This window comes from Sphingobacterium bovisgrunnientis, from assembly GCF_009829085.1.
GTDB classification, from domain to species: domain Bacteria; phylum Bacteroidota; class Bacteroidia; order Sphingobacteriales; family Sphingobacteriaceae; genus Sphingobacterium; species Sphingobacterium bovisgrunnientis.
This window is the reverse complement of the sequence record NZ_WUQY01000023.1, coordinates 1-21,888: the sequence shown is the minus strand read 5'-3', so window position 1 is coordinate 21,888 and position 21,888 is coordinate 1. Positions and strand designations below refer to the sequence as shown.

The 21,888-nt window shown below is 35.8% G+C and carries 18 protein-coding genes and 1 tRNA gene; 8 read left to right on the top strand and 11 right to left on the bottom strand.

Annotated elements, in window-relative coordinates; genetic code table 11:
• Positions 1–7 precede the first annotated feature (7 nt).
• Positions 8–81 (top strand) — tRNA-Ala (locus GOQ16_RS11560).
• 86 nt (positions 82–167) lie between these two features.
• Here the strand turns inward: GOQ16_RS11560 and GOQ16_RS11555 are convergent.
• The gene (locus GOQ16_RS11555; protein WP_159635141.1) at positions 168–359 is read right to left on the bottom strand and encodes a cold-shock protein; all 192 of its coding nucleotides are present in this window, start codon (positions 357–359) and stop codon (positions 168–170) included.
• A 434-nt stretch (positions 360–793) separates the two neighbouring features.
• On the opposite strand from GOQ16_RS11555, the gene GOQ16_RS11550 reads away from it, so the two are divergent.
• Positions 794–1,366, top strand: coding sequence for a YbjQ family protein (locus GOQ16_RS11550; RefSeq protein ID WP_160069429.1), 573 nt, complete (start codon positions 794–796; stop codon positions 1,364–1,366).
• 534 nt (positions 1,367–1,900) lie between these two features.
• Here the strand turns inward: GOQ16_RS11550 and GOQ16_RS11545 are convergent.
• The 8 genes from GOQ16_RS11545 to GOQ16_RS11510 form a co-directional block, all read right to left on the bottom strand.
• Positions 1,901–2,326 (bottom strand): hypothetical protein, encoded by a 426-nt coding sequence (locus tag GOQ16_RS11545; protein ID WP_160069428.1) that lies wholly within the window; start codon positions 2,324–2,326, stop codon positions 1,901–1,903.
• A 58-nt stretch (positions 2,327–2,384) separates the two neighbouring features.
• A complete protein-coding gene (locus GOQ16_RS11540) occupies positions 2,385–3,758 on the bottom strand; it encodes a DEAD/DEAH box helicase (protein ID WP_160069427.1) in 1,374 nt (457 codons plus the stop codon).
• A gap of 153 nt (positions 3,759–3,911) precedes the next feature.
• Positions 3,912–4,175 carry a 50S ribosomal protein L27 gene (rpmA, locus tag GOQ16_RS11535; RefSeq protein ID WP_149914319.1) on the bottom strand — a complete coding sequence of 88 codons (264 nt, stop codon included), beginning with the start codon at positions 4,173–4,175 and terminating at the stop codon, positions 3,912–3,914.
• 44 nt (positions 4,176–4,219) lie between these two features.
• On the bottom strand, positions 4,220–4,531 hold the full coding sequence (rplU, locus tag GOQ16_RS11530; protein WP_149914318.1) for a 50S ribosomal protein L21: 312 nt from the start codon (positions 4,529–4,531) through the stop codon (positions 4,220–4,222).
• Positions 4,532–4,779: 248 nt separating this feature from the next.
• Positions 4,780–5,430 carry a DUF421 domain-containing protein gene (locus tag GOQ16_RS11525; protein ID WP_160069426.1) on the bottom strand — a complete coding sequence of 217 codons (651 nt, stop codon included), beginning with the start codon at positions 5,428–5,430 and terminating at the stop codon, positions 4,780–4,782.
• 17 nt (positions 5,431–5,447) lie between these two features.
• A complete protein-coding gene (gene ligD / locus GOQ16_RS11520; RefSeq protein ID WP_160069425.1) occupies positions 5,448–8,003 on the bottom strand; it encodes a DNA ligase D in 2,556 nt (851 codons plus the stop codon).
• A gap of 15 nt (positions 8,004–8,018) precedes the next feature.
• Complete coding sequence (gene ku / locus GOQ16_RS11515) at positions 8,019–8,801, bottom strand: non-homologous end joining protein Ku (protein WP_149914315.1); 783 nt, start codon at positions 8,799–8,801, stop codon at positions 8,019–8,021.
• Between the two features lie 12 nt (positions 8,802–8,813).
• Positions 8,814–9,800, bottom strand: coding sequence for a DNA topoisomerase IB (locus GOQ16_RS11510; protein ID WP_160069424.1), 987 nt, complete (start codon positions 9,798–9,800; stop codon positions 8,814–8,816).
• A 225-nt stretch (positions 9,801–10,025) separates the two neighbouring features.
• Between GOQ16_RS11510 and glmS the strand changes: the two genes are divergently transcribed.
• Together glmS and GOQ16_RS11500 are read left to right on the top strand one after the other, a co-directional pair.
• A complete protein-coding gene (glmS, locus tag GOQ16_RS11505; protein WP_160069423.1) occupies positions 10,026–11,867 on the top strand; it encodes a glutamine--fructose-6-phosphate transaminase (isomerizing) in 1,842 nt (613 codons plus the stop codon).
• Position 11,868: 1 nt separating this feature from the next.
• Positions 11,869–14,064, top strand: coding sequence for a DUF4954 family protein (locus GOQ16_RS11500; protein WP_160069422.1), 2,196 nt, complete (start codon positions 11,869–11,871; stop codon positions 14,062–14,064).
• A gap of 55 nt (positions 14,065–14,119) precedes the next feature.
• Here GOQ16_RS11500 and GOQ16_RS11495 read toward each other — a convergent pair whose 3' ends face one another.
• Positions 14,120–14,563 carry an Hsp20/alpha crystallin family protein gene (locus GOQ16_RS11495; protein ID WP_160069421.1) on the bottom strand — a complete coding sequence of 148 codons (444 nt, stop codon included), beginning with the start codon at positions 14,561–14,563 and terminating at the stop codon, positions 14,120–14,122.
• A 207-nt stretch (positions 14,564–14,770) separates the two neighbouring features.
• Complete coding sequence (folB, locus tag GOQ16_RS11490; RefSeq protein WP_160069420.1) at positions 14,771–15,133, bottom strand: dihydroneopterin aldolase; 363 nt, start codon at positions 15,131–15,133, stop codon at positions 14,771–14,773.
• A 58-nt stretch (positions 15,134–15,191) separates the two neighbouring features.
• Here folB and GOQ16_RS11485 point away from each other — a divergent pair, with 58 nt between their 5' ends.
• The 4 genes from GOQ16_RS11485 (at position 15,192) to GOQ16_RS11470 (ending at position 21,849) form a co-directional block, all read left to right on the top strand.
• The gene (locus tag GOQ16_RS11485; protein WP_160069419.1) at positions 15,192–15,938 is read left to right on the top strand and encodes a 3-keto-disaccharide hydrolase; all 747 of its coding nucleotides are present in this window, start codon (positions 15,192–15,194) and stop codon (positions 15,936–15,938) included.
• A 72-nt stretch (positions 15,939–16,010) separates the two neighbouring features.
• Complete coding sequence (locus tag GOQ16_RS11480) at positions 16,011–18,176, top strand: S9 family peptidase (protein ID WP_160069418.1); 2,166 nt, start codon at positions 16,011–16,013, stop codon at positions 18,174–18,176.
• Between the two features lie 210 nt (positions 18,177–18,386).
• Positions 18,387–21,206, top strand: a complete 2,820-nt coding sequence (gene carB, locus GOQ16_RS11475) for a carbamoyl-phosphate synthase large subunit (RefSeq protein ID WP_160069417.1) — start codon at positions 18,387–18,389, stop codon at positions 21,204–21,206.
• Between the two features lie 166 nt (positions 21,207–21,372).
• On the top strand, positions 21,373–21,849 hold the full coding sequence (locus tag GOQ16_RS11470; RefSeq protein WP_160069416.1) for a hypothetical protein: 477 nt from the start codon (positions 21,373–21,375) through the stop codon (positions 21,847–21,849).
• The last annotated feature ends 39 nt before the right edge of the window (positions 21,850–21,888 follow it).

Here is a 21,888-nt window from a genome sequence, read left to right as displayed (position 1 = left end):
TGAATTTGGGGCATTAGCTCATTTGGCTAGAGCGCTTCGCTGGCAGCGAAGAGGTGATCGGTTCGAATCCGATATGCTCCACATAACTTAAATTTTTAAAACAAACTGCATAAAAATGGCCAAAACAAAATGTTTTAGCCATATTAATAATACAGTATGAAGTATTGTTATGCTATACGTACGTTAGTAGCGTTTAGTCCGTTACGTCCTTGTTCTACATTATAAGTAACTTCATCATTTTGTCTGATGTTGTCAACTAATCCTGTCATGTGTACGAATAAGTCTTGACCACCATCTCTTGGTGTAATAAATCCAAAACCTTTTGTTTCGTTGAAAAATTTTACTGTTCCTTGTTGCATTTTTGTAATGTATTAAAATAAATAAATTTGTTAAGGCATAAAGCCATACCTTTTAAGATCTTTCAATCTTAAATAATCATTCGTTAACTAAACGTGAAAAGAATTAAATGATTTTGAAGGAAACAAATTCAAATAGTTACTTCATCAAATTAGATGATAACATTAGCCAAGTAAAGCGAAAACTAAAAAAGAAGAGTAAACTATTCGGTTCTAGAGAAGCAAGGCAAAGCCTGATTATACTCAAATATAACATTAATTATTTGATATACAATTTTTTATTTATATTAAACTTCTATTATCAGTTTAGTTATCAATATTGTTGAGAAATGAATTTTCAATCTTCTAGTTTTTCAACTGGTTAGAGCACCTCGCTAGACGAAAATGATGATAGATTAATTCATATAATTTACTTATGACAAAGTTGAGAAAAAATTATGATAATAACAACAACCAATAGTATTGAAGGTTCTACGATAAAAAAATATCTTGATCCAATAACAAAAAATATTGTAATAGGTTCAAACGTGCTTTCAGACATTGGAGCTAATTTTATGGATTTTTTTGGAGGGAGAGTAGATACATATGAGAAAAAGCTAAGTGCAATTTATCTCGATGTTATCGAAGCTTTAAAAGTAGAAGCAAAGAAGAGAAGGGCAAACGGATTAGTCGGTCTATCAATCGATATTGATGAAATTTCTGGAGGTGGAAAACAAATGTTTATGATCACAGCAACGGGTACTCCAGTAATCTTATCGACAATTGATAACTTCGAACTAGAATCAAATAAAACAATTACAGGATCATACTTATCAGATAAGGTTCATGCGAAAAAAATATTAGAAACTGGATATTCCTTAAATTCTATAAGTATAAAAGAGCTTGATTTTATTATTCAATCGAAGTTCGTTGAATTCGCACCATATTTAGTTAATTTTCTTTACAGTAAGTTATCAGATGAATACAACACATACGAAAACATAAAAAGGTCTTATACTATTTTAGCATAATAAATAGTTCAATATCAAAAGATATTCTTTACAATAAACTTAAGGACGAATCATTAGCCTATTGGGAAAAAGATAGAATTTTAAAGGCTATAATAGAACTGGGCATAATTGATTATTCAAGAGCTATCAAATTTTTAAACGAAAATGATAAGTATCTATAAATTGCAGCATTATTTATTTTAAATGAAAACCCTGAAATTATTAATGATGAGATAGTTGCAAATTTAAAAAGTCTATCTGGTGAAAATCTTCTATCATTTTTTCAGTATGATGCAGAATATAGAATAGAAAAAGGTTTACTTGGAAATAAAGAAATTTGGTTATGTGTTTGTAATAATACTAATAAAAAAAGCGACGACATTTGCATTCATTGTAATAGAGATAAAAAAGGCATTAATACTACAACTGGTATCACACCAGAAAAAGTACAATCATCGATCAATGAAAGGCTTGCGGTTTTGGAAACACTATAAAAATTAATTATTATATTACTTTACTATATGCAAATTTTAATAATTGGATCTAGAAAACAATTCACTCCTCAAATTTATCTACAGGCTTATAAATTCTTTTAGGTGGATCAAATTTTAACGTCCATTCTATAAAAGTTAGCACCCCCATAAATTCAATCTTTTTACCATCACCTTCTATATAAGTATTTCCTTTTTTAAGTAGCACAATTGGAGCACGCTTCTTTTCCTTCCAACGGTATGGTGTATAGTGATTATCTCCGATAAGCGTATCGCCTTTTATATCCCCATTTATTTCACCTACGACAGGAGCAATACCTCCTTTTGTATGGGTGTATGAACCAAAGAATCTATTTTCGTATCTGACTAATCGTAGCCTTGAAGTATCCCGACCATCCACATGCATATAGTATTCTTCATGCTGATTAGATGATTTATCCGAATTACAGCCAAAGCACAATAACAAAAGAAAAATAGAGAAACGTATCATATATGAAAGTACGGATTTTATCAGTAAACAAAAAAGGAAGCTTTCGCTTCCTTCTATTTTATCTTGTTCTAGTAGATCTGCTTCGATTTCCTCCAGCACTTGCTCCGGGTTTGGAGCTTCCTCCACCTGCAGCATTTCGTTCTTGATTTCTTCGACGCTCTTTACTTGTAGGTTTTGTTTTCTTTTTATGACGAAAATCAGGTTTCGCACCTTCTTTTGGTTGCTCTTTTGCTCCTCCTTTTTTGCCTTTACCTTGCGTACCAGCAAATTGATTTTTCTGCACGAACTGTGGTGACATACTCAATCCTTCCATTACCTCTACAGGTAATTCAAAGCCAATTGTATATTGAATATCCTTGATATATGGAATTTCTTCCACGTCACACAGTGAGATCGCAAAACCAGATGCTCCTGCCCTTCCCGAACGACCGATACGGTGCACGTAAGATTCTGGCAAGTTTGGCAATTCATAATTGATCACATATTGCAACAAATCAATATCGATACCACGAGCCGCAATATCCGTAGCGACTAATACTTTAATATCCTTTTTCTTAAAAGCTTCCAATGCATTTTGACGTGCGTTCTGGGATTTATTACCGTGGATAGCTGCTGCTGAAATATCGTTCTTGTGCAACAACTTCACCAAACGATCCGCACCATGTTTGGTACGCGAGAACACCAAGACATTGTTATCTACACGTGTATTCAACAACTGCAATAATGCTTTTGGCTTATTTGCCTTTTCGATATAATATAATGTTTGTTGGATTGTCTCGGCAGTAGTTGATTCCGGTGTTACTTCTACTTTTACGGGATTATGCAAAATAGAATCCGCTAAAGCTTGGATTTGCTTAGGCATAGTCGCCGAGAAAAACAACGTTTGTCTCTTATCAGGCACTAAAGATAAAACACGCTTTACATCGTGTATAAACCCCATATCCAACATCCTATCCGCTTCATCCAATACTAAGATTTCAATCTTATCCAACCACACGATTTTTTGGGATACCAAATCCAATAAACGCCCTGGTGTAGCCACTAAAATATCGACACCTTGACGCAATTGTTGTACTTGACTAAATTGGTTCACACCACCAAAAATAACAGCATGTTTCAATTTAAGATTCTCACCATACGCCTCGATGGATTCGTTGATTTGAATAGCTAATTCGCGCGTAGGCGTCAAAATCAATGAACGTATAGTTCCACGTTTGTGGTCCTTTGGTTTATGACTATTTAATAATTGTAAAATAGGAATAGAGAATGCAGCTGTCTTACCTGTACCCGTCTGCGCACAGCCTAGCAAGTCATTACCTTTTAATACTTCAGGAATAGCCTGCTCTTGAATCGGTGTTGGATTTTGATAACCTTGTTTATCTAGCGCATCCAAAATAGGCGCACTTACTTTTAAATCTTTGAAAGTCTTCATGTAATGTATTTTGAGGAACTTTCAATCTTAAAAGAAAGAGCCTCCATAAATTATTGTTGAATCACGGCTTATCACAAAAGCATAATCCAATATTTAAAAAACAAAAGCCGCCAAGAAGAAACTTAGCGGCTTTGTGATATTGTTAGGTAAACCTTAGTTTTGCTCAGCAGGAACTACTGAAACGTAAGATTTGTTGTTAGCTTTTTTGCGGAATACAACTGTACCAGCAACAAGAGCGAACAAAGTATGGTCTTTACCAATACCAACGTTAGCGTCAGGATTGTGAACAGTTCCACGTTGACGTACGATGATATTTCCAGCGATAGCTTGTTGACCACCAAAAATTTTGATACCTAATCTCTTACTGTGTGACTCACGGCCGTTCTTAGAACTACCCGCACCTTTTTTGTGTGCCATTTCTTTATCTTAATTTAAGACTTGCGTCTGATTAAAAAATTCGATTATAAACTGATACCAGTGATCTGGATTTTAGTGAATTGTTGACGGTGACCGTTTTTCTTTTTGTAGCCTTTACGACGTTTTTTCTTGAAAACGATAACTTTATCACCTTTTAAATGAGACAAAATCGTTGCTGAAACTTTAGCACCTGAGATACTTGGAGCACCTACAGTGAATTTGCCGCCATCTTCTGCCAACAATACTGTGTCAAATTCAATACTAGCGCCTTCTTCTCCTTGTAAACGGTGTACAAAAAGATATTGGTCTTTTGCAACTTTAAATTGCTGTCCTGCTATACTTACTATTGCGTACATTGTTATTTATTTAAATTTCTTTAATGAGTTGCAAAGATAAGACATAATTTTCAGGTATACAATTATTTTTTTCTTTTCGAAAATGACTATACGATACAAACTCTTTTACAGAAAAAAATTAAAAGATTCAATGACTGAATTCTACGTGCTTTCGAACGAAGTTATCGAATAGAAAAATCTAAAATATAGTTAGCTCCCTTAGTGGAGATGACGAGATATTCAGGAAATCATCCCAAAAATATTAAAACCTAAGATATTCGTTTCGTATTCAGCGCTAAAGCCCATTCTTTGTGGTGACAACGTGGACAAACCGCATCTATCGCTATTAATTCTTCTTCTACTCTACCACAAAACATACAAGCACTTGGTTTATTTATGGGTAAAGTTTTGATTGCTTTATATTGACTAGGAAATAAAGGCAATCCATATTTAACATCATCGTCAGGATAAAATAAAACACTTAATGTTGCGTCTGTCTCAAGTAACGCATAACGTACTTGTCCCAAATGTTCTACCGATTGATTTCGAAGTTCTGCAAAAAATTCCATTTGAGAGAAATCAGAATCTTTTTCATGTTTGATATCAAACATCCCATGATGAACAATAACCATAGACTTCCCCTCTAGCAATTCATGTAGAAATTTCCAACGCGCACTCAACATGGTCACTCCCTTATATAACACCAAAATCGTAAAAAGAACAGTCACACCATACAGCAAAGGCACCTCTTCTTGAAACATCGGATCTCCTGCCGCAGATCCCATCCCTAAAATAATAGCTACTTCAAAAAGCGTCAATTGACGTACCCCCCTTCGTCCAGACAACCTTAACACCAACAAGATGACCACAAACATAATGCAGGTGCGGTATAATATTTCTAACAAAAATTCAGCCTCCATAATTTAAGCTTTTACAACTATTTCTCGTATTCCAAATTTTTAATTGCTTTCAAAATATCAACACCTTTTCCTACTACAGGCTTGAACAAATCACCTTTTTCTTTCACCCTATCCAAAGCATTGAATATCGTGAAATCAGAAGGTTTCAAACCAGACCTGACTTCCTCCCAAGTTAATGGCATAGAAACTGTCGCCTCTTTTTTAGGTCGCAGGCTATAAACGCTAGCCAAGGTTTGTCCACGACGATTTTGCAAATAATCAAGGTATATTTTGTTCTTATCGCGTTTTTGCAAACTTCTTTCCAATGTGGTCAATTTTGGCAATTTTAGTTGTACCATTTGCATCAGCACATGTCCAAAATCTTTAACCTGATCAAATGTATATTTCGCATTCATCGGAATATATATGTGCATACCTGTACTTCCGGACGTCTTTGGATAGCCTTCAATTCTCCCTTGATCCAAAATTAACTTTACAGCTTGAGCTACCTCAATCACATCTTCAAATGAATTATTATCCGAAGGATCTAAATCCAACACCAAATAAGATGGCTTATCAAGGTTTGATATTTTACTCGTCCAAGGATTAAATTCTATACAGCCTAGATTATTCAAATAAGCCATTGTTGCTTTATCGTTGCAAATCAAGTAATCAATATATTTATCTGTGCTTTCCGAGTATACTTCCTGTGTCGGAATCCAATTTGGGGTTTCGTCTCCCGCGTCCTTTTGGTAAAAACTCATCCCATCAATTCCATTCGGAAAACGATTTAAGGATTGTGCACGATCCTTGAGATGTGGCAAAATAAATGTAGCCATGCTTTGGTAATAATCTATAACCACAGACTTTCTAATCTCCAATTCGGGAAAATAAATCTTGTCTTGATTAGTTAGTTTCAATTGTTGGCCCCCAATCTTTTTGGTTACATCTCTCTTCTTAGTAGAAGACTTCGATGAAGTGGAAATATTCATAGGTGTATTTTTTTCTGCGGTTGTTAATTCTTCATCTGTGGAAAAATAAACTGTTGTAGAATCTTTGTCCTCTCGCAAATGCAAAAATACGGGATGGCGATAAATCAGATCATTGGTGAGTTCGGTAAACTTAATTTCAGCGACCAACTCTGGCTTGATCCAAGTTGTCTTGCCATTGGTTTTGGGAACTTTTTGAAACGGTGATGATTTTCGTTCTAAAGGCAACATTTTGCTGTGTAATTCGTTCAAATCTTTCTCTTTGAATCCTGTTCCAACATGCCCACAAAACACCAGCTCATCGTCCAAGTATTTCCCCAATACCAACGAACCAAATTTATTGCGCGACCCTTTGGCCTCTGTAAACCCACAAATCAAAGCTTCCTCTGTTTGTTGAATTTTGATTTTCAACCATTCTGAACTTCGTACATTTGAAGTATAATACGAGTCTATCTTTTTTGCTATTATCCCTTCTAAGCCTAGATTTTGTGCTTCTTTGAAAAATGCTTTTCCATTTTCCAGCACAAAATCATGATATTGGATGACTTCATTAGCCACCAAGGCTTCACTCAGTAATTCTTTACGTTGTAAATACGTTAACTCTTGCGTAGAATGTCCATTGAGCCACAATAAATCGAACACTTGAAATACGACAGCCTGTTGATCATCATCTAAATTTTGAATACGATTGAAACTTGGCTTGCCACTTGAATCATACGCTACAATTTCGCCATCAAGCACCATCTCATAAGATTGCAGCTTCAGTGCATTAAATATTTTAGAGAATTTTCTTGAAAAATCAAGTCCGTTTCGGGAGTAAAGTTGCGTTTTGTCATTCCGCAGATCAGCTATCGCTCTGTAACCATCCCATTTAATCTCAAAAGCCCATTCTTCACCGTCAAAAGGCTTTTCCGAAACTTTGCAAAGCATCGGGGTAATGGTTTCGGAAAGTTTTTTTTCTTTATTTGTGCGAGAGTAGGTAAGCTTTATAATTTTCTCTTTGGACGAAGAACTGCCTTTACTTTTTCTTTTATTTTCTAGATAAGCAGTCACTTTAGAATCTGAAGCAGCATAATTTTCTGCGTCGTACTTCTTTGATACAGCAAACTTATCATTATGTTTTATTAATAACCACGCATTGTCTTGATCTCCATTTTTAATCTTTACTAACGCAAATTCTCCTTGTAATTTTTCTCCATAAAGAATAATTTTCACAGATCCGTCATCCAATTCTTCCTGCATCAGCTTGTCTTGCGGTTTTCCTTTGGTCTTATTAAGGGGCACATAATATCCTTTATCCCAAATTTCAACCTCTCCCGCCCCATAATTTCCTTTAGGAATCGTTCCTTCAAACGTCCGGTACGCAAAGGGATGATCTTCGACCATCATCGCCAAACGCTTGTCATCCGGGTTGAGCGAAGGACCTTTGGGCACTGCCCAACTTTTGAGCACACCATCTACCTCCAACCTAAAATCATAATGCAACCGCGATGCGGCATGACGTTGCACTACGAATTGTAGTTTTTTGCGCTTTCGGGATTTTTTCCCTTCGGGTTCAGATGTCTCCTTAAAATTTCGTTTTTGGTTATATTCTTCTAACCCCATAGTAAACCAAATTTTCTAGCCTGTGTTTTTCTTACCTTTCTCCAAACTTGCTTTCAACATAGCCATCAAGTCCGAAGCTTTTGCATCTTGCTCTTTTGCTGGCGCAACTTTGATTTTTTTTCCTTTCGCTTTCTGCTTGATGATTTTCAACAATTGAGCATTGTAGGTGTCTTTATAATCTTTTGGTTCAAAAGGCTTAGCTAAAGATTTAATCAATGATTCTGCCAATTTCAATTCGGCAGCTTTTGGAATTGCTTTTCTGATCGGAATATTCAAATCCGAATAACTTCGCAACTCCTCAGGATAACGCATACGATTCAACATCAACATTTTGTTGTCGTAAGGTCTGATCAAAGCCAAAATTTCACGTTCTCGCATTACAAATGATCCTATTCCTCCCATTTTGGTTTTTAACAATGCTTTCAGCAATAGGTTGTATGCAGCCTCGCCATTCTTCTGTGGTTCTAAGAAATATGGCGTTTCGAATAAGGCAGAATCTATTTCCGCTTCTTTTACGAATTGAGAAATCGAAATAATCTTTGATTTTTCAGGACTAGCAGCCTCAAAATCTTCATCCTCCAAAACGATATATTTTTCCTCCATTTTATAGCCCTTTACAATATTCTCCCAAGCTACTTCTTTGCCCGTTTCTTCATTAACGCGCTTATAGCGAATATTATTTAAATCCTTTTTGTCAAGCATATCTAAATCCAATGTACTTGACTCTGTCGCCGAGTAGACTTTTATGGGAATATTGACTAAGCCAAACCCAATTGCTCCATTCCAAATTGCTCTCATAATGATCTATTTTTATTGCAGTCTTTTTTTGAGTAAACACAGCACACCTATTTCTTCCACCGACAAATCTTGATTCCTTTTCAATAGCCTATTCACTTCTTTTTTAAAATAAGCCAAAGTTTTCCCTTTCGTATAGTTATCTATAATACGAGGATCAATGTAGGACTTGCGTGCTATAGCTGGCGTATTACCTAATCGCTCACTTACCTTTATAACCGCTTCGCGTATGTTTTTGTTTAATTTTCGTTGATCAATCTCTTCGATAGCACCTAATTCATCCAAACTCATTGCAGCAATGACAGTTCCAGCCCAAGTACGAAAGTCTTTAGCAGAAAATTCAGGTCCCATGATCTCACGGATATACGCATTTAGGTGCTGGCTCTTTACATCTTTGATGTTACCGTCTTCGTCGATAAATTTAAAAATTTCATAACCAGGAAGCTCACCTATCTCTCGTACAATTCGAGCCAATTGCGCGTTCGCAATTAATTTCTCTTGAGGCTGAGCAGCTTTCCCTACATACGTGAATATCAATTTATCTCCATCAATTTTTAAATGTTTTGACCGCAAGGTTGTTAGCCCATAACTTTTATTTTGCTTCGCGTAGGTTTCATTTCCAGGACGAAAAAAAGCTACATCCAACAACCGAACCATACAGGCTAACACCTTATTTTGATCTAACTTCCGTTTTCGTAAATGCTGTGCGGTTATATTGCGCATATGTGGTAACTTATTTGCAAACTGCAATATGCGATCAAATTTTTTTTGCTCTTGGCGTAATCTATAATTACTGTTGTAAATGTATTGTTTCCTTCCTTTCGCATCATAACCAGTAGCTCTAACTTTTGCCCGTGGCGAAGCATTAATTTCTACCTCAGTCCAAGCAGGTGGAATTACTAATGATTTGAAAAAAGAAAGCAATTTTTCATCCTGCACAGACCTTCCTTCTGCATCTATATAAGAAAATCCCCTGCCGCGTTTAATTCGATAATATTTCATTAGGTATTGTTTTATAATGCGCTTATACCTTATAAACTATTCAGTAATGAAAAAGTTCTGATCCATCAGCATCTATTTATTCGATAAATTCCATATTGTTTTTTAATAAATTTAAAATATTAATAAAATTTTTATTAACTAAAAAGCCTTCTAAAGAGCCAAACAATCGATTGTCTTTCCATATATTTGCGCCACCTATTAACTAAAAAACTTAACAAAGAAAATATGTGTGGAATTGTCGGATATATCGGACACAATCAAGCATATCCTTACCTAATTGGTGGTTTAAAAAAATTAGAATACCGAGGATATGACAGCGCAGGAATTGCACTTCACAAAATAAACGATCTTCAAATCGTCAAGAAAACTGGCAAAGTTGCGGCTCTAGAAGAGGCATTTGAATCACAAGATAAACAATCAACTTTAGGAATTGGACATACACGTTGGGCAACACATGGTATTCCATCAGATGCCAATTCACATCCGCATTATTCCAATTCAGGAAACCTTGCTTTAGTACATAATGGTATTATCGAAAATTATGCTTCTTTAAAAGAAGAATTACTACAAAAAGGCTATCATTTCAATAGCGAGACGGATTCAGAAGTTTTATTGAATTTCATCGAAGATATTTATATAAATAACGAATGTTCGCTTGAAGAAGCTATCCGTATTGCATTGAAAAGAGTTACTGGTGCCTATGTCATATTGATTTTGTCAAAAGAACATCCAGATACACTTTTTGCAGCTCGTAAAGGTAGTCCATTAGTTATTGGTATAGGCAAAGGTGAACATTTTCTAGGCTCAGACGCATCTCCAATGTTAGAGTACACAAAAGAGGTAGTCTATATAAATGATTATGAATTAGCGATTATCAATGCGGATCAACTTGTTCTCAAGAATCTAGGAAATGAAACATTAACTCCTTATGTTCAAAAGTTAGATTTAGAATTAGCTGCTATTGAAAAAGGAGGTTATGAGCATTTCATGATTAAAGAGATTCATGAGCAACCACAAGCTATTTTTGATTCACTCCGTGGACGATTAGATCCCGAAAACTTGTCAATCACACTTAGCGGATTAGATAAAATCAAAGATAAGCTCATCGCTGCAAGACGTGTTATTATTGTGGCATGTGGCACGAGTTGGCATGCAGGATTATTAGCAGAGTATTGGATTGAAGAATTGTGCCGCGTGAATGTTGAGGTTGAATACGCTTCAGAATTCAGATACCGCAATCCCATTATCACTCCTGAGGATGTTATTATAGCTATCTCACAAAGTGGTGAAACAGCAGATACTTTAGTAGCTTTAGAAAACGCAAAATCTCAAGGTGCTACAATTTTTGGTATTGTAAATGTTGTTGGATCGTCTATCGCACGTCTTTCAGACGCGGGAATTTATACGCATGCAGGACCCGAAATCGGTGTAGCTAGTACAAAAGCATTCTCTGCACAATTGACTGTATTGTTATTATTCGCACTAAAACTCGCTGAATTCAAGCAATCTGCTTCTGAAGAATTAAGAAAACAATTGGCGAAAGAACTTAGCGACGTACCAAATAAAGTACAGCATATTCTAGACAATACGATTGACGGAATAAAAGAAATCGCTAAAAAATACCAACACGCCACAGATTTCCTATTTTTAGGAAGAGGTTACAACTTCCCTATCGCTTTAGAGGGCGCATTAAAACTCAAAGAAATTTCGTACATACATGCAGAAGGTTATCCTGCTGCTGAGATGAAACATGGCCCAATAGCCTTGGTAGATGAGACTTTACCCGTGGTATTCGTAGCGACGAAAGATCGTGTACACGAAAAAATAGTGAGTAATATGCAAGAAATCAAAGCGCGTTCGGGTAAATTGATCTCGGTAGTAACAGAAGATGACCAACTTGCAATAAGCATTTCTGATGAACACATCAAAATACCTGCAAGTCATGAAATGATTGCTCCAATTCTAGCTACTATACCATTACAGATTCTATCGTACTATGTAGGAATCGAGCGTCAAATAGATGTAGATAGACCTCGTAATTTAGCAAAATCAGTAACAGTGGAATAGAATGGGGAAAGTAAATAAACTACCATTAGATAAACTCGGCTACGATTGGACCAATGATGAAGAAACAAGAAGTTATTATCATCTAGCTTCCAATAGAAATAAAAAAAATAAGAAATATCGTAATTTATCAAATCAAGAGGTATCAACCTTAATTCAAAACCAAAATTATTCTCCCAATTGGGAGAATGTTTTGGTTACCGATCAATTCAATCCTGATCTTGTAAATAATTCTAAGTTTTACGGAAAAGTTTGTATAGGCAATTTATCACCATTCTACTTGGATTACAAAGACTTGAAACTTCCTACAGGAATATATAATAGTCAAATTATTAATTGCGAAATTGGTGACGACAACGCCATTCACCATGTACGCTACATGTCTAATTATATTACAGGAAACGAAGTTATCCTTTTGAATATAAACGACATGGAAACGAGCAAAAATGCAAAATTTGGAAATGGAATCATAAAAGAAGACGAATCCGAAGAAAAGAGAATTTGGATAGAGCTGTGTAACGAAAACGGAGGCAGACCGATTCTTCCATTTGATGGAATGCAGGCCACTGACGCCTACATTTGGACACGCAATCGTCACGATGTAGCGCTACAGGATAAGCTGAAAGAAATAACAGAAGCTGCCTTTTCAAAAAAAGGCGGATATTACAGTGAGATCGGCAATCAAGTTGTGATTAAAAATAGTAACATGATTAACGATGTTATTATTGGTGATCACGCATATATCAAAGGTGTAAATAAGCTCAAAAATGTAACTATACATTCTACTGAAACAGCCATTACACAGATTGGTGAGGGTTGCGAAATCGTAAATGGTATTATCGGTTACGGGTGTCGCATTTTTTACGGTGTGAAAGCTGTTCGCTTTATCCTTTCTTCTTTTTCACAATTAAAATACGGTGCACGATTAATTAACTCTTTTTTGGGTGATAACTCTACCATATCCTGTTGCGAGGTTTTAAATTCATTGTTATTTCCAGCACACGAACAACACCACAATAACTCCTTTCTATGTGCAGCACTTATTATGGGGCAAAGCAACATGGCTGCTGGCGCCACAATTGGTTCTAATCACAATTCTCGTTCTGCTGATGGCGAAATAATTGCAAATCGAGGTTTCTGGCCGGGACTCTGTGTAAGTTTAAAGCATAATTCCAAATTCGCTTCCTACTCGTTGATTGTTAAAGGAGATTTTTTACACGAATTAAATATTAAACTACCGTTTTCATTAATAAGTACTGATGTTCAAAATGACAGACTAATAATTTTGCCGGGTTATTGGTTTTTGTACAATATGTACGCCGTAATGCGTAATTCGAAGAAATTTGTAGCGCGTGATAAACGTACAATGAAAAATCAACATTTAGAATACGACGTATTAGCGCCAGATACGATTAATGAAATGTTTGATTCTTTAGATATCATTGAAGAAGCTGTCGGAAAATCTATTTATCCAAATTGGACAAACTCAAAAATAGAGGGTAAGAAGGTTTTATTGGATAATCAAATTAAAATAAACCAAGATATTTATCTTGAAAACGTGGAATGTTCGAAGCGTAAAGTCGTTTTGTTAAAACCGCGTGAAAGCTATAATCTTTTCAAAAAATTAATTCGTCACTACGCCGCTACACAAATATTAGATCACTTAGTTGATGAAAATGATGGGGCTTTAGACATACTTAATAAACTTCAACAATATAAAGATATTGGAAGAAAACAATTTGAAAATATAGGTGGACAAATCGTTCCCAAAGAAGATTTAAAAATTTTGATAGAAGACATCAAAGCCGACAAATTCAAAAACTGGCAAGAAATTCATCAGCAATATCATAAATGGAGTGCTAATTACAATCAAGAAAAATTAGCACACGCACTAGCTTCACTAGCAGAAATTACGAAAACACCAATTGAAAATTGGGATGTCCAGTTTATCTCCAACTTAATAGAAGAAAGCATTGCTACACAACAATGGATATATACTGAAATCTACAATTCGCGCAAAAAAGATTACGAAAACCCATTCCGATATATGGTATACGAAAACGAAGAAGAAATGAATGTTGTGATCGGAAGTTTAGAAGATAATGCCTTTATTAAATCTGAAAAAGAGGAATTAACAAAATTTGTAAATAAAGCCAATTCCTTTTTGTCGGTCTTATCTAATTCAACGGTTAATATATAAAGCAAAAACCCCTCATACGAGGGGTTTTCCTTTTTAACCAAAACCTAATATAAAACTATTTTACTTCTATTAATCTTTTTGCAATAATTGCATCTTCTTTTTTGCCAATTGTTACTTTTAAGATACCATCTTCGTAGCTCGCGTCAATATTGCTGTAATCAACAGTATCAGGTAAAGTAAAGGATCTTGTAAAAGAATTATAGTTGAATTCTTTCTTACTATACAATTTACCTTCTGAAGCATTTTCTTCTGATTTCTCTACAGAGATAGAAATAATATTTTTATCTACATTGATTTTGAAATCAGACTTTTGCAAACCAGGAGCTGCAAACTCAACTTCAAATGATTTTTCTAACTCGGTAATGTTTACTGCTGGAATACGAGTTACTAAACGATCAGTAATGAAAGAATCATTAAATAAGTTGTCAAATACACTGTTTACAAATGGATTTACACCGTCTGTGTTAACTGCTTTAGTAGGGAACTTTAATAATGCCATTTTATAATCCTCCAATTTTAATTTTTATCTATTTTATTTTAATTCAATTATTTACATGAAGGAATATTCAACTTCTATACCAACAGTATTTTAAAGACAAAAAGTCATAAAACTATATTTTTAGATGACAAATTGTCAATTTTTGTAAAACAAAAATGCCTTTTAGGTTACTAAAAGGCGTTTCTTAAACATATAAGTATTATGAAGTTAATCTCTTTTATAAGCTAGCGAAACTAAGGAATTTGCTAAATCGCCCCCAAAAGGCGGATTTACCTTGCGAATAGACACATTTACTTCTTGCGCAAAAGCATATTTTTTCAACACCATATCCAAAATATCTTCCAAAGCAGATTCCAATAACTTGCGTTTAGGACGCATCACATCCACTAAAATTTGGTAAAGCTCCTCGTAATTGATGGTGTTTTTTAAATCCTCAGCATCCGAATTTTCAAAAGGAAAAAGTACTTCGAGGTTGATATAGAATTCATTGCCTATCACCTGCTCCTCCTCATAAAACCCTATTGGCGCATAGAAGCGTACATCCGTCAGGGCAACTTTTTGTGTAATCATAATTAAAAATAAGCATTTTTAGCCTTTTTCCTTATATTTATTCAATAAACTTAAACACATGAGAAACATTAAAAACATTCTAACACTTTCAATTTTCACACTCTCCATTCCGACCGCTTTATTTGCGCAGACTAAATTCCAACCACAAGACACGGAATTTTACGAACCCAAATCAAAAATTGTACATACCAGCCCGAATAAAGCGCCGAGTGATGCACTAATTCTTTTTGATGGCACAGATTTAAGCCAATGGGAAAGTACTAAAACAAAAGGCGCTAATGCAGCATGGACAATAAAAGATGGTGTGCTTACAGTAAAACCAGGAACTGGAGATATTCAGACCAAGCAGCATTTTGAAGATTTTCAATTGCATTTGGAGTGGAAAAGCCCCGAAGTCATAAAAGGTGAAGGTCAAGGACGAGGTAACAGCGGTGTCTTTTTACAAGGGAAATACGAGTTGCAAGTGTTGGACAACAACAATAACCACACGTATGTAAATGGTCAAGCTGCTTCTATTTATAAACAAAGACAGCCTTTAGTATCTGCTACAAAGGCTGCCGGAGAGTGGCATACATACGATATATTATATACTGCTCCGAGATTCAACAAAGATGGCGTGCTTATCAAAAAAGCTTTAGTCACAGTATTACACAATGGCGTAGTGGTACATTATAACACACAAATAGAAGGAACAACCGAATATATTGGTATGCCTCAAATGATTCCACACGGACCGGGACCTATTGCCTTGCAAGACCATGGGGACTTGGTCAATTTCAGAAATATTTGGATTCGACCATTATAAAGAACAAAGACAATTTCGTTCCTGTGAATTAAATGGAAATCCATATTTTCGCGTTGACAATTATTTCATAAAATGAAAAAACTACTATTACTTTTTTTATTAAGCAGTTCTACTGTTTACGCGCAACGTAATTTTACGATTGACGAAACTGTCTTTGGACCAAGTAAATTTGCACCCAAAACAGTATTTGGCGTGCAGTGGATGAAATCTACAGATACATTCACGCATTTGGATGCCACATATCAGCAGTTGGTTTCGAGAACTGCAAAAGATAATTGGAATGAAAAAGTAATTGCCTCAACTGAAGAGTTGAAAACTGCCCTTGAGAAAGTTATTACGACAGATAAGTTTACTTTAGGTACTTTCCCTTATACTTATACTTGGATTGATAGCGATAACATTGCATTTGAATTAATAGCAGAGAAAGATAGTTACGACATTCATTACAATACGAAAAATAAATCTGCGCAAATTGTAAAATCATCTCCAAAGGATTTAGTTGAAGCACAAGATGCACAATATACCGCTTATTTGGTCGGTAATAATATTGAGATTCTAACGACAGAAGGTCAAAAAATTCAAGTCACTAAAGATACAATTGATGGGATTGTCAATGGTAGCTCCAATACCCACCGTCAAGAATTTGGAATTCACAAAGGAATGTGGTGGTCACCAAACGGAAAGAGCTTATTGTACTACCGTAAGAACGAAACCATGGTCACTAAATACCCGCTCCCGCAATGGGATACGCGCGTAGCGACGAACAAAGATATACGCTATCCAATGGCGGGTATGAAATCGGAAGAAGTAACTATAGTAGTTTTTAATACCGAAAGTAAAACATACACCACATTAAAAACTGGCGAACCAAAAGAACAATATCTTACTTCGGTAACTTGGGATCCTAGCAATGAATTTGTCTATGTCGGCGTGTTGAACCGCGGTCAAGACCATTTGAAATTAAATCAGTACAATGCAGTTACAGGGGATTTCGTAAAAACACTTTTTGAAGAGAAATCAACTACTTGGGTAGAACCGCAACATGAATTGACCTTCTTACCCAATAATAAAAGCCAATTTTTGTATCAAACTGACAAAGATGGCTACAATCAAGTTTATTTGTATGACACAGCTGGTAAATTGATTAAACATCTAGGCTATCAAGATGTCATTGTAGAAAATTTCAAAGGCTTTAACGCGAACGCCTCTAAATTGTATTATGTAGGCGCAAGTAATAAGGGTTTGGAACGTCATCTTTATGAAGTAGAGATTAAGTCTGGAAAAACGAAACAATTAACAACTTCAAAAGGTGTACACAATGCTTCAGTTAGTCCTACAGGAAATTATGTGATCGATCAATACAGCAATCTAAATACACCTTATACCTTACAAGTTATAACAACTAAAAATGGACAAACCCAATCAATATTTGAAGCCGAAAATCCATTCACAGGTAAAATTAACTTACCAAAAATAGAATTTAAAGAATTTTTGTCTCCTGACGGAAAAACTCCGTTGAATGCTCGTATCACCTACCCTACGAATTTTGATTCAACCAAAAAATATCCAGTAATGGTGTATTTGTATGGTGGTTCGCATGCACAGATGATTACAGACAGATGGCTAGGAGGCGTTGGTTATTTTGATTTGTACATGGCTCAACAAGGGTATCTAGTATTTACATTGGATAACCGCGGTTCAGACGCTCGTGGTCGTGACTTTACGCGCGTTACACACAGACAATTAGGCGAAGCCGAAATGGCTGATCAGCTTGTTGGATTTGATTATTTGAAATCACTCCCTTATGTAGACAAAGATAATATGGGAATTTTCGGGTGGAGTTATGGCGGATTTATGACTACATCGTTAATGACAAAACACAATACAACTTTCAAAGCTGGTGTAGCTGGTGGCCCAGTAATGGATTGGAAATATTACGAAGTGATGTATGGCGAGCGCTACATGGATACACCGCAAGAAAATCCAGATGGCTACAAAAAGACTTCATTGCTAGACAAAGCTGGTCAATTGAAAGGCAATTTATTGATTATTCATGGCGCACAAGATCCAGTCGTAGTACAACAGCATAGCATGGATTTCGTAGAACAATGCATTAAAAAAGGCATACAAGTCGATTATTTCCTGTACCCATCACATGAACATAATGTTCGTGGAAAAGACAGAGTTCATATGTACGATAAGATTGCAAAATATTTTGATTTGCATTTGAAAAAATAAAAGTAACTAGCCTTGCAAATTTTGTAAGGCTTTTTGATTTTAAGACGTTTTTTTGACAATAAATTATCACAATAATTTAAGGATTTTAAAAATAAAATATATAACTTTGCACTCCGACAAAGCAGTCGGAATTCTCTTCCAATCAAAGGTATTTCTACCGCTTTTTCACAAACAACAAATAGTAATTTAAACTTTTTGATTTAATAAATAATGCCAAGAAACACCTCCATTAACTCCGTTTTAATCATAGGTTCTGGTCCTATTGTTATCGGACAAGCGTGTGAATTTGATTACTCAGGATCTCAAGCTGCACTATCTTTGAAAGAAGAAGGCATCAAGGTTTCGATAATCAACTCTAACCCTGCAACTATTATGACTGACCCAGTTGTTGCAGACAACGTTTATTTATTACCACTTACTTGCGAAAGTATTGAGCAAATTCTTCAGGAACAACAAATTGATGCGGTATTGCCTACTATGGGTGGTCAGACAGCGTTGAACTTGTGTATTGAGGCATCAGAGCGCGGAATTTGGGAAAAGTATAACGTTCAGGTTATTGGTGTTGATGTAGCAGCAATCGAAAAAACGGAAAACCGTGAAGAATTCCGTCAATTAATGATTGATATCGGTGTAGGTGTTGCGCCTTCAAAAATCGCTAACTCATTCTTAGAAGGTAAAGAAGCTGCGCAAGAAATAGGATTTCCTTTGGTAATTCGTCCTTCGTACACATTAGCTGGTACTGGTGGTGGTTTCGTACACAAGAAAGAAGATTTTGATGCGGCATTAAACCGTGGTCTTCACGCCTCTCCTACGCACGAAGTATTGGTAGAGCAAGCTGTATTAGGTTGGAAAGAATTCGAATTGGAGTTATTACGTGACAAAAACGATAACGTAATCATCATCTGTACAATCGAAAACTTTGACCCAATGGGTATCCACACAGGAGACTCGATTACAGTAGCACCAGGAATGACATTGTCGGACAAGTGTTACCAAGATATGCGTAACCAAGCGATCAAGATGATGCGTTCGATTGGTAATTTCGCGGGTGGTTGTAACGTACAATTCTCCGTGAATCCAGAAAACGAAGATATTATCGCGATTGAGATCAATCCACGTGTATCCCGTTCTTCAGCGTTAGCATCTAAAGCTACAGGTTACCCAATTGCGAAAATCGCTGCTAAATTGGCTATCGGTTACAACTTGGATGAGTTGCAAAACCAAATTACAAAAACTACTTCTGCATATTTCGAACCTACATTAGATTACGTAATCGTAAAAGTTCCTCGTTTCAACTTTGATAAATTCAAAGGTGCAAACAAAGAATTAGGTCTTCAGATGAAAGCTGTAGGTGAAGTAATGGCAATCGGTCGTACATTCATCGAGGCATTGCAAAAAGCGGCTCAATCGCTAGAAACAGGTCGTGCTGGTCTAGGTGCTGATGGTCGTCAATTGCGCAATTTAGAAGAGATAATGCACAGCTTAGAGCATCCAAGTGCAGATCGTCTTTTCCATATCAAAGATGCTTTCGAATTAGGTGTTCCTTTGGAATCTATCCGTAAAGCAACACATATTGACAAATGGTACTTACTTCAGATTCAAGAATTGGTTCAATTAGAAACTGAATTGAAAAGATACCAATTATCAAATATTCCACGTGATTTTTTTATGACCTTGAAACAAAAAGGTTATTCAGATTTACAAATCTCTTGGTTGTTAGGTAATGTAACAGAAGATCAAGTTTACGATCGTCGTAAAGAATTAGGTATCAACCGTGTGTACAAAATGGTAGATACGTGTGCGGCTGAATTCCCAGCACAAACGCCATACTACTACTCTACTTTCGAAGAAGAAAACGAATCAATCTCTTCTGATAAGAAGAAAATCATCGTATTGGGTTCTGGTCCTAACCGTATCGGTCAAGGTATCGAATTCGATTACTCTTGTGTACACGGGTTGTTAGCAGCTAAAGAATGTGGCTACGAAGCCATTATGGTAAACTGTAACCCAGAGACTGTTTCTACAGACTTCAACATGGCAGACAAATTATACTTCGAGCCTGTATTCTGGGAGCACGTACGTGAGATTATCGAGTTAGAGAAGCCAGTAGGTGTTATCGTACAGTTAGGTGGTCAGACAGCACTTAAAATGGCTGACAGACTAGAAGCTTTAGGCGTGAAAATCATCGGAACTTCATTCGGTAATATGGATTTGGCTGAAGATCGCGGTAGTTTCTCTGATTTATTGAAAGAATTAGAAATTCCTTACCCGAAATACGGTGTAGCAACTTCAGCAGAAGAAGCTATCAAAGTAGCAAACGAAGTGGGTTACCCAGTATTGGTTCGTCCTTCGTACGTATTAGGTGGTCAAGGTATGAGCATCGTGATCAACGACGAAGACTTGGAAAAGGCAGTAGTTAACTTGCTTAAAAACCTTCCAGGAAACCAAATCTTGATTGACCATTTCTTAGACAGAGCGGAAGAAGCCGAATCGGATTCAATCTGTGATGGCGAAGATGTACATATTATCGGTATGATGGAGCACATCGAGCCTGCGGGTATCCACTCTGGTGACTCTTACGCGGTATTGCCTCCATTTAGTTTATCACAAAATGTACAAGCTAAGATGGAAGAATATTCTATCAAATTGGCAAAAGCATTAGACGTAAAAGGATTATTGAATATTCAGTTTGCTATCAAAGGTGAAAATGTATACGTAATCGAGGCTAATCCTCGTGCATCACGTACCGTTCCTTTTATCGCGAAAGCATACGATGTGCCTTACATCAATATTGCTACTAAAGTTATGTTGGGTGAGAACAAATTGAAAGATTTCACTATTGCGCGTAAGTTAACAGGATGGGCAATTAAAGAACCGGTATTCTCGTTCTCTAAATTCCCTGAAGTAGACAAACAATTAGGCCCTGAAATGAAATCTACAGGTGAAGCGATCCGCTTTATCAAAGATTTACAAGACCCTTACTTTAGAGAATTGGTATCTAAAAAATCAATGTTCTTGAACGCACAATAAGCAAACAAGAAATATTATAAAAAGGAACTCCCTCACAAGCAACTGTGAGGGAGTTTTTTTTGTAAATGAAGTTAATTAAGGAGACACCATTTATTTTCATAAATTAAAGATTATTTACTCATACTATTGGGAATACACCCTAAATTAATCCCCAAAAGAATATAAAATGGATTATTTGTATAAGACCAGTGAATTACAATTTATAAGGTATTTAAAAGAACATCAAATTCATAAAATCTGGTGGGACTTTACGACATATATTTTTGACTATGGAGATTTCTATTTTCAAATCGAAAGTGTCTCAGCAGTTGAAGATACTCCGAATGAATCTGACGAAGCTATCATCGGTCAATTCACTAAACATCTTGTAGCCTTTGTTCCTGGAGAACATACAAGACTAGTATGTCAAGATAAAAAAATAGAAGAATTATATATCGTACGCATATTTCTTTATTTCACAAATTTGACACAATTCACTAAGACTGAACAATTATTGAGGCGTGTGAAACAAAAGTTAAGGGTTATGGCATCTGGAAAAAAAGATCCTATCGGAGATATTACTTCAAAGACAACAGGTGTTCATAAAGAAATAACGTGTCATCCTAAATTAAACCCAGATTACGCAATAGAAAAAAATAGTTAATTTAGAGATTTAAAATCCAACTGCGTAGCAGTAGAAAAA

Bases quoted from the DNA above. Each gene is read 5' to 3' on its own strand.
- GOQ16_RS11550 (WP_160069429.1), top strand. From the start codon at position 794: ATGATAATAACAACAACCAATAGTATTGAAGGTTCTACGATAAAAAAA.
- rpmA (WP_149914319.1), bottom strand. From the start codon at position 4,175: ATGGCACACAAAAAAGGTGCGGGTAGTTCTAAGAACGGCCGTGAGTCA.
- carB (WP_160069417.1), top strand. From the start codon at position 18,387: ATGCCAAGAAACACCTCCATTAACTCCGTTTTAATCATAGGTTCTGGT.
- glmS (WP_160069423.1), top strand. From the start codon at position 10,026: ATGTGTGGAATTGTCGGATATATCGGACACAATCAAGCATATCCTTAC.
- GOQ16_RS11495 (WP_160069421.1), bottom strand. From the start codon at position 14,563: ATGGCATTATTAAAGTTCCCTACTAAAGCAGTTAACACAGACGGTGTA.
- GOQ16_RS11470 (WP_160069416.1), top strand. From the start codon at position 21,373: ATGGATTATTTGTATAAGACCAGTGAATTACAATTTATAAGGTATTTA.
- GOQ16_RS11555 (WP_159635141.1), bottom strand. From the start codon at position 359: ATGCAACAAGGAACAGTAAAATTTTTCAACGAAACAAAAGGTTTTGGA.
- GOQ16_RS11480 (WP_160069418.1), top strand. From the start codon at position 16,011: ATGAAAAAACTACTATTACTTTTTTTATTAAGCAGTTCTACTGTTTAC.
- GOQ16_RS11540 (WP_160069427.1), bottom strand. From the start codon at position 3,758: ATGAAGACTTTCAAAGATTTAAAAGTAAGTGCGCCTATTTTGGATGCG.
- GOQ16_RS11510 (WP_160069424.1), bottom strand. From the start codon at position 9,800: ATGAAATATTATCGAATTAAACGCGGCAGGGGATTTTCTTATATAGAT.
- ku (WP_149914315.1), bottom strand. From the start codon at position 8,801: ATGAGAGCAATTTGGAATGGAGCAATTGGGTTTGGCTTAGTCAATATT.
- GOQ16_RS11525 (WP_160069426.1), bottom strand. From the start codon at position 5,430: ATGGAGGCTGAATTTTTGTTAGAAATATTATACCGCACCTGCATTATG.
- ligD (WP_160069425.1), bottom strand. From the start codon at position 8,003: ATGGGGTTAGAAGAATATAACCAAAAACGAAATTTTAAGGAGACATCT.
- folB (WP_160069420.1), bottom strand. From the start codon at position 15,133: ATGATTACACAAAAAGTTGCCCTGACGGATGTACGCTTCTATGCGCCA.
- GOQ16_RS11500 (WP_160069422.1), top strand. From the start codon at position 11,869: ATGGGGAAAGTAAATAAACTACCATTAGATAAACTCGGCTACGATTGG.
- rplU (WP_149914318.1), bottom strand. From the start codon at position 4,531: ATGTACGCAATAGTAAGTATAGCAGGACAGCAATTTAAAGTTGCAAAA.
- GOQ16_RS11485 (WP_160069419.1), top strand. From the start codon at position 15,192: ATGAGAAACATTAAAAACATTCTAACACTTTCAATTTTCACACTCTCC.
- GOQ16_RS11545 (WP_160069428.1), bottom strand. From the start codon at position 2,326: ATGATACGTTTCTCTATTTTTCTTTTGTTATTGTGCTTTGGCTGTAAT.